Raw genomic sequence first — 12766 nt, 5'->3', positions numbered from 1 at the left:
GGCCTTTTGCCCCTACCCCATTGCGTGTCAATCCAGCTTGGTCCTTCCCGACGTTTCCGGCAGCCATATCAGCGCAACGACAAAGGCCAATGCTGTGACACCGACCGTATACCAAAGACCGGAGAAAGGCTGTCCTGTCTGCGCGACAATATATTGCGAGATATAGGGCAGAAAGCCGCCAAAATAACCTGCGCCAATATGATAGGGTATCGACATAGAGGTGTAGCGGATTTTGGCCGGGAACATTTCGACCAAAATGGCCGCGACCTGTCCGTACGTCATTCCCGACAACGCGACCATCAGGAACACCGCGAGAATGATTTTCCATGGCTGGCGCTGGGCTGGGTCGGATTTATCGGGATAGCCCGCCTTCTCCAATGCGGCGATATAGGCATTTTCGTCAAAGCCCTGAAGCTGTGATTCCCCGACCTTCAACCCCAGTGTTTCGGACGACTGTTTGCTGTACGCAATCCCGCGCTTGGTCAGGAAATTCAGGGCCTGCGCACATTCGGTCTCATGCGTGCGGTTAAGCACGTTGAAATCACATTCCGGCAAAGAAAGCGTGACCGGGTTGCTAACAGTCGCGCGCGCAAGAGCGGGATTGGCTGCATCCGCCATCATCCAGAAAATTGGGAACACGCCGATGATGGAAAGGCCGTAGCCTAACAAAAGCATCCGCTTGCGGCCCCATTTATCCGACAGCCAGCCACAGGCAACATAAGTTGGTGCAGCGAGCGCGGCGCCGACGGCCATGTACAGCAAGGCATCGGTCTCTGGCACGCGCGCCGTACCTGTCAGAAAATAGAGCGTTCCGAACTGCGATGTATAATAGATCACCGTAAGACCCGCGGCGACGCCGAACAGCGCGACAAACAGGCGTCCGATATTGCCGGGGTATTGGAAGCTTTCGACAAATGGATTTTTAGACGTCGTGCCTGCCGCTTTCATGGCCTTGAAAACGGGGCTTTCGGACAATTTAAGCCGCATGAAGAGCGATATGGCGAGCAAAAGGATCGAAGTCAGAAACGGCACGCGCCAACCCCAGGCTTCAAACGCTTCGTTACTCATCGACTGACGGGTGACAAGGACCACTATAACCGCCAGCAAAAAGCCGCCAGCGACGGACGCTTGAATCCAACTGGTATATTGGCCGCGTTTTCCGTCGGGTGCATGTTCGGCAACATATATGGCCGCGCCGCCATATTCGCCGCCCAGTGCCAACCCCTGAAGACAGCGCATCAGCAACAATAGTCCTGCGGCCCAGACGCCCGCAGTCTCAAATGTCGGTAATAGGCCAATCGCGGCGGTCGCGACGCCCATGAGTGTAATGGTCACGAGGAACGTATATTTCCGGCCAATCTTATCACCAAAATAGCCGAATAAAATTGCGCCGAATGGGCGAACGCCAAAGCCGGCGCCGAAGATAGCCAATGAAGCCAGCGTTGCAGCGGTGGGGTTATCTGCGGGGAAGAAAAGCTTGCCGATCAGCGCCGCAAGAATGCCGTAGACGAAGAAGTCATACCATTCGAACACGGTGCCAAGCGATGACGCCGTTATGACCAGGCGGTCACGTTTCGGATCAAGTGTGATTTCGTTCTCGGCAGCAGTGGCCATGATATTCCCCTAAAAACCCTATTACCTGTCTTAATCGCTATGTCGCGCCGTTCAAGCGGCTTGTTGCGCTTATCCACAAGGGCGATTATCGATTTTGGAGAGGAGAAGAGCATGCCGCAATTTATTGATCTGTCGATCCCGATTACCAACGACGTCATTTCCGATCCGCCAGTCATGCGGCCGCAGATTTCCTATATGACGCACGAAAATACGTGGGAACAGATTGCGATGTTCTTCCCGGGGCTCACGAAGGATGACCTTCCCGATGGGGAGGGTTGGGCCGTCGAAAGCCTCACGCTATCCACGCACAACGGCACGCATATGGACGCGCCGTGGCATTTCCATTCAACAACCGATGCCGGTGCAAGCCCTGCCCCATCGATTGATGAAGCGCCGCTCGACCTGTTTTTTGCGCCGGGCGTGAAATTGGATTTTTCGCATTTGCCAGCTGGCCATGTCGTCAGTGCGGAGGAAGTCGAGGCGGAGCTCAAGCGTATCGGATATACGCTGCAACCACACGACATTGTTCTGGTGCAGTCTGGTGCGGTTTACGGAACGGATAACTTCACCGACCAAGGCGTTGGCATGGGCGCGGAAGCCACGCTGTATTTGACGTCGCTGGGTGTCGAGGTTGTCGGTACCGACGCATGGAGCTGGGATGCGCCGTTTAGCCATACGGCAAAGCGTTGGGCCGAAAAGCGCGACCCGTCGATCATTTGGGAAGGGCATAAGGCCGGACGAATCCAGCCTTATTACCAGATTGAAAAGCTTACCAATTTGGAAGCACTTCCAGCATTTGGTTTTACGCTGTCATGCTTCCCCGTGAAAATCGAACGTGCGAGTGCCGGATGGATACGGGCGGTGGCGATTTTGGATTAAGCCACCGCGCGGATATTATTCCATTTCCAAAATGACCGCATCGACGGCAAGGCTGTCCCCTGCCTTCGCGTTGACAATTTTCACCGTTCCGGATTTCTCGGCGCGCAGGATATTTTCCATCTTCATCGCCTCCACCACGGCGAGCGGTTGCCCTGCTTCCACAGCATCGCCGGCATTGACATGCAATGTCGTCAACAGGCCGGGCATTGGGCAAATGAGGAACCTGGAGAGATCCGGTGCGATCTTTTCAATCATATGATCGGCCAAATGCGCGATATGCCCCGGCAAGACGCGTGCGATGTGCGTTGCCCCGCGCGTGGTTAGCTTAAAGCCAGTCCGCATCTTCGAAACTTTGACCGCCAGTTCTTCGTCGCCGACTTCAGCCTCAATCAAGCGATCGCCCGGGTCATATTCCATCGAAAGGTCGAAATGCTCCCCGTCGACGTGCATGTCACCATCAACCATTTCGATATTATGGACAGCGTCACCGATCTTCACTTGCCAGCGTGCAGGCGGCTCCAGCGTGTCGCCCAATTGGCCATCAACATGGCGCGCGCGGTCGGCTTCTGCTGTCGCCACGAACCCTGCGATGGCCGCAAGTGATTTGACCAATTCGGGCGTTGATGCCGCGCCGTGGAAACCGTCAGGATATTCCTCGGCGATGAACCCAGTGGTCAATTCGCCGGAACGGAAGCGCGGGTGCTGCATGATGGCGCTGACGAAATCGATATTGTGGCCAAGGCCTTCGATTTCGAAACGGTCCAGCGCAGCGATTTGCAAGTCAGCCGCTTCGTCGCGGGTTTGGCCCCATGTGATCAGCTTGGCGATCATCGGGTCGTAGAACATAGACACTTCGCCGCCATCATAAACGCCGTCGTCAACGCGAACGCCTTCGACACCGCGCCGACCGTTAGCGTCTTCATCCTCAGTCCAACCAGCCACCGGCGGGCGATAGCGCGTTAGGCGACCTGTTGAGGGCAGGAATCCGCGATAGGGGTCTTCGGCATAGACGCGGTTTTCGATGGCCCAACCGTCAATCTTGATATCATCCTGCGTCATGGCGAGCTTCTCACCCGCGGCAATGCGGATCATCTGTTCGACCAGATCGATGCCGGTGATGCATTCGGTCACCGGATGCTCAACCTGCAAACGGGTGTTCATTTCAAGGAAGTAAAAGCTCTCGCCGCTCGGGTCTGCACCCGATACGATCAGTTCCACAGTACCCGCTGAGTAATAGCCCACGGCGCGTGACAACGCGACGCACTGCTCGCCCATTGCCTTGCGCATCTTGGGCGTGACGAACGGCGATGGCGCCTCTTCCACGACCTTCTGGTGCCGCCGCTGGATCGAACATTCGCGTTCATTCAGGTATAAAATATTGCCGTGCTGGTCGCCCAATATCTGGATTTCGATATGGCGCGGGTTGAGAATGAATTTTTCGATAAAGACGCGGTCGTCGCCAAAGGAATTCAGCCCCTCGCGTTTCGTGGCTTCAAAGCCTTCGCGCACATCCTGCTCATTATAGGCAAGCCGCATCCCCTTGCCGCCGCCGCCCGCGCTGGCCTTCATCATCACTGGATAGCCGATTTCTTCCGAAATACGCACGGCATGTTCGGTGTCGTCAATCTCACCCACAAAACCGGGAACGACGTTGACGCCTGCTTTCATGGCCAGTTTCTTGGACTCGATCTTGTCGCCCATCGCGGCAATTGCGTTCACGGGCGGGCCGATGAACGCGATGTTTTCCTTGGCCAAAGCCTCGGCAAAGCTGGTGCGTTCGGACAGGAAGCCGTAGCCCGGATGCACCGCCTCAGCGCCAGTCGCCTTACACGCAGCGATGATCTTGTCGGCAATCAAATAAGACTGCGCGGCAGGTGAAGGCCCGATATGCACAGCCTCGTCCGCCATTTGCACAAATGGTGCACGCGCATCCGCATCGGAATAGACCGCGACAGTTGCGATCCCCATCCGGCGTGCGGTCTTGATGATGCGACAAGCGATTTCGCCACGGTTGGCGATCAGGATTTTCTTGAACATTAAGGAAGCGTTCCTTCAACAATCATAATGCGGGATATAGCTGTCTTATGCCGGATATCAGCGACAGGACGATATTCTTCGGACCTCAGAAAGGCCTGGGCAGCGGCAAAATGCGGAAATTCAATGACGACCATGCGGCCGCTGGGATCGCTGCCCTCAACGCTTTCGATCTGCCCGCCACGGGCAATGTAACGTCCGCCAAATTGGGCCACGATAGGGACAACGGCGGATTTGTAATCTTCGTACGCAACGGAATCGCGCACCTCAACCTCGGCAATGACATAGGCCTTTGGAAGTTGCGCGGCGTTGGCGCTCGCGGAAAGCGGCATAGGCGGTGTGGAACCTACCATAAATGTTTCCCACAAAGTCTCATGCCACTTACTCTGCTGGTTCCAGCGCTTTGCACGCCCGCAGCGGCTCTTCGGCCTCCATTGGGACCAGCCCCAGTTTCGCCAGCATTGCGGCGTCCTTGTCGTCGCCTGCATTGGCCGCGGTCAACAATTTGTCGCCGGTGAAGATGCTGTTCGCACCCGCCATGAAGCATAAGGCCTGCGTTGCTTCCGACATGCTTTCGCGTCCGGCGCTTAACCGCACCATGCTCATGGGCATGGTGATGCGCGCAACCGCGATCGTGCGCACAAATTCGATGTCGTCGATCTTCGCCAGTGGCGTGTCTGCAAGCATATCGCCCAGCACGGTGCCCTTTACCGGCACGAGCGCATTTACGGGCACACTTTCGGGGTGGGCCGGCAGGGTCGCCAGTGTGTGGATGAAACCGACGCGGTCTGCGCGTGTCTCGCCTAGGCCAACAATGCCGCCACTGCAGACATTGATGCCCGCACGGCGGACCTCGGCCAGCGTATCAAGCCGGTCGTCCATCGTCCGCGTGGTGATGATCTCATTATACCGCTCAGGCGAGGTGTCGATATTGTGGTTATAATAATCGAGCCCCGCGTCGGCCAGCATATCCGCCTGCTTGGGCGTCAGCATGCCAAGCGTCATGCAGGTTTCCATACCCATCGCGCGCACGCCCTGAACAATTTGAACAATTGCGGGCATGTCCCGATCTTTGGGGTTGCGCCACGCCGCACCCATGCAGAAACGACGCGAACCAGAGTCTGCTGCCTCTGCTGCCTTTTGCAGCACGGCCTGAACGTCCATCAGCTTGGTCGCTTCAACGCCGCTGTCTGCCTTTACGGATTGTGAGCAATAGCCGCAGTCTTCGGGGCAACCGCCGGTTTTGATCGATAGCAATGTGCAAAGCTGGATCTGCCCGGCTGCATGATGTGCGCGGTGGACGGTTTGTGCCTGATAGACGAGCTCGTCGAACGGCAGGTCAAACAATGCCGCGATTTCTGCGCGGGTCCAATCGGTGCGGACGGTCATGTGCCTTCTCCCAAAGGCGGCATGTTGTGCCCCAATAACGTCAAAACATCGGCTGCGCATTCCACAACGTTGCTGCCCGGGCCGTAAATGCCCTGAACGCCGGCTTCACGCAGAAAATCATAATCCTGCGGCGGAATCACGCCACCGGCAATGACCTTGATATCGCCACGGCCCGCTTCGCGCAGCCCCTTTATGAGCTCTGGGATCAGCGTCTTATGTCCTGCAGCAAGGCTGGAGGCACCCACGGCATCAACATCATGCTGAAGCGCCAACACAACGGTTTCTTCGGGTGTCTGGAACAACGGCCCACTGATGACATCAAAGCCCATGTCGGAGAAGGCAGAGGCAATGACGTTTGCACCGCGGTCGTGGCCGTCCTGCCCCATTTTGGCGACGAGCAATTTCGGTTTGCGGCCCAAACGGCGGCCAACCGAAGCAACGCCGTCGAGCACTTGCGCCCAGCGTTTGTCGAATTCATGCGCGCTGCCGTAAATACCCTGCACAGGCACAGGCGTGGTCGCATAGCGGCCAAACACAGCCTCCATTGCGTCCGATATCTCGCCCAGTGTGGCGCGTGCGCGGGCGGCGTCTACTGCAAGCGCGAGTAAGTTCGCGCCGCTCTTAGCCCCTTCGGTCAGCGCATTCAACGCGGCCTGACAGGCGGCTTCATCACGCGATGCGCGCGTGGCGGCGAGGCGTGCAATCTGGCCCTGACGGACAAAGTCGTTATCGACCTCCAGCGTATCGAGCTGGTCTTCGGTTTCCAGACGATATTTGTTAACGCCAACGATGACGTCTTCGCCTTTGTCGACACGTGCCTGACGCGCAGCGGCAGCTTCTTCGATCAAACGCTTGGGCATGCCCGATGCGACAGCCTTGGTCATGCCACCGAGTTCGTCGACCTCACCAATGATCTTCCACGCCTGATCAACCAGCTCAGCGGTCAAGGCTTCGACATAATAGCTGCCTCCCAAAGGATCGACGACCTTTGTGATGCCCGTTTCTTCCGTCAGGATGATCTGTGTGTTGCGGGCAATACGTGCCGAAAATTCCGTCGGCAACGCAATGGCTTCGTCCAACGCATTGGTGTGAAGGCTCTGCGTGCCGCCAAGGGTCGCGGCCATGGCTTCAACCGTGGTGCGGATGACGTTGTTATAGGGATCTTGCTCTTGCAACGACACGCCCGATGTCTGGCAATGCGTCCGCAGCATTTTGGAGCGTTCGTCCTTAGCGCCGAGCTCATCCATGACGCGGTACCACAAAGTCCGCGCGGCGCGCAGCTTGGACACTTCCATGAAGAAGTTCATGCCAATGCCAAAGAAGAAGGACAGCCGCCCGGCGAACGCATCAATGTCCAAGCCCGAAGCCATCGCGCGCTGCACATATTCCTTGCCGTCGGCAATGGTGAAGGCAAGCTCTTGCACAGCCGTCGCGCCGGCTTCGTGCATGTGATAGCCTGAAATCGAAATGCTGTTGAACTTGGGCATGTTCGCGCTGGTGTAGGCGATAATGTCCGAAACGATCCGCATCGATGGTTCGGGCGGGTAAATATAAGTGTTGCGGACCATGAACTCCTTAAGGATGTCGTTCTGAATGGTGCCGTCAAGTTGGGCCTGTGAAACGCCCTGCTCTTCACCCGCGACGATGAAGAACGCAAGGATCGGAATGACCGCGCCGTTCATCGTCATCGACACCGACATTTGGTCCAGCGGAATGCCGTCGAACAGGATTTTCATGTCCTCGACGCTATCGATAGCGACACCCGCCTTGCCAACATCGCCAACGACGCGCGGATGGTCGCTGTCATAACCGCGATGGGTGGCAAGGTCGAAGGCAACCGAAAGGCCCTTTTGCCCGGCGGCCAAGTTGCGTCGGTAAAAGGCGTTCGATTCCTCGGCAGTCGAGAAACCCGCATATTGACGGATGGTCCACGGGCGGCCCGCATACATCGACGCACGCACACCGCGTGTGAACGGCGCAAAGCCGGGAAGTCCGGGGTCGCCAGCATCCGCACTGGTGTACAGTGGCTTCACCGCAATGCCCTCGGGCGTGTGCCAGGTCAGGTCCTTGCCCTTGACCTCTTTGTCGGCCGCCTTTTTCCAGTCGTCGATATTCGTCATTACAAACTCACATTTCAATCCCGTCATGCTGAACTTGTTTCAGCATCTTACTTTCACCGTTGCCGATTAAGACCCTGAAACACGTTCAGGGTGACGGCCTTGGTAGACAGTTACTGCCCCTTAAATTCGGCCTTCCGCTTCTGCAAAAACGCGATTGCGCCCTCGCGCGCGTCGTTGCTGTCACCGGCAATCTTCTGTCCTTCGGCCTCACGCAGCAGAGCCGTTGCATAATCCGCATCCAAGGCCGCAGCGATATTCTGACGCATGATGCCAATCGCGACCGTCGGCCCGTTGGCCAACCGTGTTGCCAAAGCCTTTGCTTCCGTCATCAGTTCGGCATCATCGACAGACTTGTAGATCAGGCCCCAATCGGCAGCTTTATCCGCAGGGATTTTTTCACCAAGCAGCATCATTTCGGTTGCGCGTGCCTTGCCGACAAGGCGCGACAGCATCCAGCTTGCGCCGCCGTCTGGCACCAGACCAATGTTGACAAAGGCCTGAAGGAAATAGGCAGATTTACCCGCAATCGCAAAATCGCTGGCGAGTGCAAGGCTGCAGCCAACGCCGGCCGCAGGGCCATTGATCGCGGTGATAATCGGCACGTTGAGCTTGGCAAGCTTGAGCATCAAAGGGTTGTAGCTTTTGGTCAGCGAAGAATAAGCACCCTGCCCGCCGCTCACTGCCGCGCCTGCGCCGCGTGCCGACAAATCCGCGCCTGAACAAAAGGCGCGGCCCTCGCCAGTGATCAACACAACGCGCGCGCCGTTCAATTGGTCAAGCGCGGCGCTGATCTCGTCCGCCATTTGCGGCGCCATCGCGTTCAGCCGCTCAGGACGGTTGAGGGTTATTGTTGCAACATTGTCCGCAATATCGAGGCGGATGGTTTCATATGTCATAGTTCAAGCTCCCTTTATTGCATTCACCGTCATGCTGAACTTGTTTCAGCATCCATTTCGCCGCCCAAAAACCATACTCCGGGATTATAAATGGACCCTGAAACACGTTCAGGGTGACGATGTGGTGGTTGGTCAATGTGCCTGCGAAGGCACCTCCATAATTTCAGTCAGCACGCCCTGCATATCTTTAGGATGCACAAAGAATATCAAGGTTCCATGCGCGCCAATACGTGGCTCGCCCAGCACGCGCTTGCCCATCGCCTCAAACTCCGCCTTGGCAGCGTGAATGTCGGGCACTTCATAACAGACATGGTGCTGCCCGCCCGCCGGGTTCTTCTCCAGAAAAGCAGCGATGGAGGCATTACCCGGCAGCGGCTCAATGAGCTCAATCTGCGTTCCGTTCAACGCGCCATCGGCTCCCGGCGTGTCGACAAAGCAAACCTTCACACCCTGATCCGGCAGGTCGAACGGATCATGAATCTTCGTCGCGCCCATCACATCGCGGTAAAAGACGATGCTGTCCGCGATAGAAGGCGTTGCGACACCGATATGGTTGAGACGACCGAGTTTCATGCTTCTGCCTTACAACGGAATATTATCATGCTTCTTCCAAGGGTTTTCCAACGCCTTGTTCCGCAATTTCCGTAATCCCAACGCAATCCGCCTCCGCGTGGAATGCGGGTAGATGACCTCGTCGATAAAGCCCTTGCTCGCCGCGACGAACGGGTTGGCGAAGCGGTCTTCATATTCCGCTGTCTTCACGGCTTGCTCTTCTGCCGAAAGCCCGCGGAAGATGATTTCCACAGCGCCCTTTGCGCCCATCACCGCTATTTCAGCGGTCGGCCATGCGTAGTTAAGGTCGCCGCGTAAATGCTTGGACGCCATCACGTCATACGCGCCGCCATAGGCTTTGCGGGTGATGATGGTGATTTTGGGCACGGTCGCCTCGGCATAGGCAAAGAGCAATTTTGCGCCATGTTTGATGATGCCGCCATATTCCTGCGCCGTGCCGGGCAAAAATCCGGGAACGTCGACGAAGGTGATGATCGGAATGTCGAACGCATCGCAAAAGCGGACGAAGCGTGCCGCTTTTTTGGAACTGTTGATGTCGAGCACGCCCGCCAGCACCATGGGCTGATTGGCGACGATGCCAACCGTGCGGCCCTCAATACGGCCAAAACCGATGATGACATTGGCCGCGTGCGTTGGCTGAACCTCAAAAAAGTCGCCCTCGTCCACCGTTTTGCGGATCAGCTCATGCATATCATAAGGCTGGTTCGCGCTTGGCGGGATTAAGGTGTCGAGGCTTGGTTCAATACGGTCCCACGCGTCTTCAGTTGGCCGTTCAGGAACGCCGGTGCGGTTATTCTCTGGCAAATAGTCAAAGAAATCACGGACCGACAGCAGCGCCTCAATATCATTTTCGAACGCATTGTCGGCAACGCCCGACTTGGTCGTATGCGAAACCGCGCCGCCCAATTCTTCCTGCGTCACCACTTCATTGGTCACGGTTTTCACAACATCAGGGCCAGTGACGAACATATAGCTGCTGTCCTTCACCATGAAGATGAAGTCCGTAATCGCTGGCGAATATACCGCACCGCCCGCGCATGGGCCCATGATGAGGCTGATTTGCGGAATCACACCGCTTGCGAGCGTATTGCGTTGAAACACCTCGGCATAGCCGCCAAGCGACGCGACGCCCTCTTGAATACGCGCGCCGCCGCTGTCGTTCAGGCCAATGACCGGCGCGCCGACCTTCATCGCATTGTCCAAGACCTTGCAGATTTTCATCGCATGCGCTTCGGAAAGCGACCCGCCGAATACGGTGAAATCCTGACTATACACATAGACCAAGCGGCCGTTGATTGTGCCGCTGCCGGTGACAACGCCGTCGCCGGGGATCTTTTGTTCGGCCATGCCAAAGTCGGTGCAATTGTGCGTCACATAGGCGTCGAGTTCCTCGAAGCTGCCTTCATCGAGCAGAATATCAAGCCGCTCGCGCGCGGTCAGGCGACCCTTGGCATGTTGCGCGTCAATGCGCTTTTGTCCGCCACCCAATTTGGACGCTGCGCGCCGCAATTCCAGTTCAGCGATGTTGGCCGACATGGTTTTCCCCATAAGCAATTTTGTTGCGTGAAGCTTTGGCATCGTGGCGATGCAATTGCAAATTAATCGTGCGATTAAATCGACGAATATTCAGGCAATATTGAAAGCTGCCAAAAGCGAAAAAGGACGCTATAGGGCCACGTCATGGAACAGGTTCACCCCATCAAAGTCGCCGCGCTCTATCGCTTTGTATCGTTCGATGCGCCTGAAACGCTGCAGCCGCAAATCCACGAGCAGTGCACAGCAAGCGGCATCAAAGGCACCATTTTATTGGCGCGTGAAGGAATCAATGGCACCGTCGCCGGAGAGCCCGCCGCTATCGACGCCCTCATTGCGTTTCTGCGTGCCATTCCGGGCTGCGCAGAATTGGACGTCAAATATTCGCATGCCAATGAAATGCCCTTTTACCGGATGAAAGTGCGGTTGAAGAAGGAAATTGTGACGCTGGGCGTAGATGGCATCGACCCGAAACGGGAAGTCGGCACTTATGTGCAGCCAGAGGATTGGAATGCGTTGATTTCCGATCCGGACACGGTGCTCATTGATACCCGCAATGATTATGAGGTTGCGATTGGTACCTTTGAAGGCGCAGTCGATCCGCGGACTAAGTCGTTCAGCGAATTTCCGGAATGGTTTCGCGCGCATCGCGATGAGCTGGCTGCCGGTAAAACCAAGTTCGCGATGTTCTGCACCGGCGGCATACGCTGCGAAAAATCGACGGCCTTCCTGAAAGCGGAGGGCATCAACGACGTCTACCACCTAGAAGGCGGTATATTACGCTATCTGGAGAATATTCCAGAAGCCGAGAGCAAATGGCAGGGCGAATGTTTCGTTTTCGACGAGCGCGTGTCCGTGAAGCATGGGCTTGAGCTGGGCGAAATGGAATTGTGCCACGCGTGCCGCAGGCCTATCTCGCAAGAGGACAAGGCGTCAGCGCATTTCATCGAAGGCGTCGCCTGCCCGGCTTGCTATGCCGAACGCACCGACGAAGACCGCGCGCGTTTCGCCGAGCGGCAGAAACAGATCGCGCTCGCCAAAAAACGCGGCAAACAGCATATCGGCGTCAATCCGCGCATTGATGACTGACCTGCCCATCCTCTATAGTTTCCGCCGATGCCCCTACGCCATGCGCGCAAGGATGGCGATTGCGGTGAGTAGCATCCGAGTTGAGCTGCGCGAAGTGGTGCTTCGGGACAAACCACCAGAAATGATCGCGGTGTCGCCAAAGGGTACAGTTCCGGTGTTGGTTGTGGGCGACGGTCATGTTGTCGACGAGAGCCTGGACATCATGCGCTGGGCATTGGCGCAAAATGATCCCGAAAACTGGCTGGCCCATGCGGATGCGGACATGATCGCGGCCAATGATGGCCCGTTCAAGCAGGCGCTGGACCGGTACAAATATCCGCATCGTTATGGTCTGGCGGACGGTTTGCAACATCGTGACACCGCGCTGAAACATTTGTCGGGCCTGAACAATATATTGGCGACGCAACCCTATTTGGGCGGCAGCGCTCCTGCGTTTACTGACATCGCCCTGTTTCCCTTTGTTCGCCAGTTTGCCGCAACCGACCCGCTATGGTTCGATGCATTGCCATTGCCGGCGCTTCAAGCGTGGCTGCACGGACTGCTTGCGTCAGACCTGTTTGGCCAGATCATGACCCGCTACCCCAAATGGACAGCGGGCGACGAAGTTACTGTCTTTCCATAAACCTCAGCGAGAACCGA

At 56.7% G+C, this 12766-nt stretch carries 11 protein-coding genes; 3 read left to right on the top strand and 8 right to left on the bottom strand.

All coding sequences use genetic code 11. The annotated features are described in order from the left end of the window. Positions 1–27: 27 nt before the first annotated feature. Positions 28–1614: an MFS transporter gene (locus tag ACILQA_RS00320; RefSeq protein ID WP_395627883.1), complete on the bottom strand. Its 1587-nt coding sequence runs from the start codon at positions 1612–1614 to the stop codon at positions 28–30. A 111-nt stretch (positions 1615–1725) separates the two neighbouring features. Here ACILQA_RS00320 and ACILQA_RS00315 point away from each other — a divergent pair, with 111 nt between their 5' ends. After that, on the top strand, positions 1726–2493 hold the full coding sequence (locus tag ACILQA_RS00315; RefSeq protein ID WP_395627882.1) for a cyclase family protein: 768 nt from the start codon (positions 1726–1728) through the stop codon (positions 2491–2493). Between the two features lie 15 nt (positions 2494–2508). Here the strand turns inward: ACILQA_RS00315 and ACILQA_RS00310 are convergent, their stop codons facing one another. The 7 genes from ACILQA_RS00310 to ACILQA_RS00280 form a co-directional block, all read right to left on the bottom strand. Next, a complete protein-coding gene (locus tag ACILQA_RS00310; protein ID WP_395627881.1) occupies positions 2509–4530 on the bottom strand; it encodes a biotin carboxylase N-terminal domain-containing protein in 2022 nt (673 codons plus the stop codon). Then, positions 4530–4880 (bottom strand): DUF1330 domain-containing protein, encoded by a 351-nt coding sequence (locus ACILQA_RS00305; RefSeq protein ID WP_395627880.1) that lies wholly within the window; start codon positions 4878–4880, stop codon positions 4530–4532. The genes ACILQA_RS00310 and ACILQA_RS00305 overlap by 1 nt, the downstream gene beginning before the upstream one ends. Before the next feature lie 28 nt (positions 4881–4908). After that, on the bottom strand, positions 4909–5916 hold the full coding sequence (gene bioB, locus ACILQA_RS00300; protein WP_395627879.1) for a biotin synthase BioB: 1008 nt from the start codon (positions 5914–5916) through the stop codon (positions 4909–4911). Then, the gene (gene scpA, locus ACILQA_RS00295) at positions 5913–8036 is read right to left on the bottom strand and encodes a methylmalonyl-CoA mutase (protein ID WP_395627878.1); all 2124 of its coding nucleotides are present in this window, start codon (positions 8034–8036) and stop codon (positions 5913–5915) included. The genes bioB and scpA overlap by 4 nt, the downstream gene beginning before the upstream one ends. A 110-nt stretch (positions 8037–8146) precedes the next feature. Beyond that, positions 8147–8932, bottom strand: coding sequence for an enoyl-CoA hydratase-related protein (locus ACILQA_RS00290; protein ID WP_395627877.1), 786 nt, complete (start codon positions 8930–8932; stop codon positions 8147–8149). A 132-nt stretch (positions 8933–9064) separates the two neighbouring features. Further along, entirely contained in the window at positions 9065–9505 is a 441-nt protein-coding gene (mce, locus tag ACILQA_RS00285; RefSeq protein ID WP_395627876.1) for a methylmalonyl-CoA epimerase, read from the bottom strand. Positions 9506–9514: 9 nt separating this feature from the next. Then, positions 9515–11041, bottom strand: coding sequence for an acyl-CoA carboxylase subunit beta (locus ACILQA_RS00280; protein ID WP_395627875.1), 1527 nt, complete (start codon positions 11039–11041; stop codon positions 9515–9517). 144 nt (positions 11042–11185) lie between these two features. On the opposite strand from ACILQA_RS00280, the gene ACILQA_RS00275 reads away from it, so the two are divergent. Both ACILQA_RS00275 and ACILQA_RS00270 read left to right on the top strand, forming a co-directional pair. Then, positions 11186–12127: a rhodanese-related sulfurtransferase gene (locus ACILQA_RS00275; RefSeq protein WP_395627874.1), complete on the top strand. Its 942-nt coding sequence runs from the start codon at positions 11186–11188 to the stop codon at positions 12125–12127. Next, positions 12120–12749, top strand: coding sequence for a glutathione S-transferase (locus tag ACILQA_RS00270; RefSeq protein WP_395627873.1), 630 nt, complete (start codon positions 12120–12122; stop codon positions 12747–12749). Before ACILQA_RS00275 ends, ACILQA_RS00270 begins: the two co-directional genes overlap by 8 nt. Positions 12750–12766 lie beyond the last annotated feature (17 nt).

It is taken from the genome of Sphingorhabdus sp. (assembly GCF_044239005.1).
Taxonomy (GTDB): Bacteria; Pseudomonadota; Alphaproteobacteria; order Sphingomonadales; family Sphingomonadaceae; genus Sphingorhabdus_B.
The sequence above is the reverse complement of the archived record's forward strand: the minus strand, read 5'-3'. Positions and strand labels throughout refer to the sequence as shown.

Excerpts from the sequence above, each read along its gene's own strand:
- ACILQA_RS00320 (WP_395627883.1), bottom strand. The coding sequence starts at position 1,614 with ATGGCCACTGCTGCCGAGAACGAAATCACACTTGATCCGAAACGTGAC.
- ACILQA_RS00315 (WP_395627882.1), top strand. The coding sequence starts at position 1,726 with ATGCCGCAATTTATTGATCTGTCGATCCCGATTACCAACGACGTCATT.
- ACILQA_RS00310 (WP_395627881.1), bottom strand. The coding sequence starts at position 4,530 with ATGTTCAAGAAAATCCTGATCGCCAACCGTGGCGAAATCGCTTGTCGC.
- ACILQA_RS00305 (WP_395627880.1), bottom strand. The coding sequence starts at position 4,880 with ATGGTAGGTTCCACACCGCCTATGCCGCTTTCCGCGAGCGCCAACGCC.
- bioB (WP_395627879.1), bottom strand. The coding sequence starts at position 5,916 with ATGACCGTCCGCACCGATTGGACCCGCGCAGAAATCGCGGCATTGTTT.
- scpA (WP_395627878.1), bottom strand. The coding sequence starts at position 8,036 with ATGACGAATATCGACGACTGGAAAAAGGCGGCCGACAAAGAGGTCAAG.
- ACILQA_RS00290 (WP_395627877.1), bottom strand. The coding sequence starts at position 8,932 with ATGACATATGAAACCATCCGCCTCGATATTGCGGACAATGTTGCAACA.
- mce (WP_395627876.1), bottom strand. The coding sequence starts at position 9,505 with ATGAAACTCGGTCGTCTCAACCATATCGGTGTCGCAACGCCTTCTATC.
- ACILQA_RS00280 (WP_395627875.1), bottom strand. The coding sequence starts at position 11,041 with ATGTCGGCCAACATCGCTGAACTGGAATTGCGGCGCGCAGCGTCCAAA.
- ACILQA_RS00275 (WP_395627874.1), top strand. The coding sequence starts at position 11,186 with ATGGAACAGGTTCACCCCATCAAAGTCGCCGCGCTCTATCGCTTTGTA.
- ACILQA_RS00270 (WP_395627873.1), top strand. The coding sequence starts at position 12,120 with ATGACTGACCTGCCCATCCTCTATAGTTTCCGCCGATGCCCCTACGCC.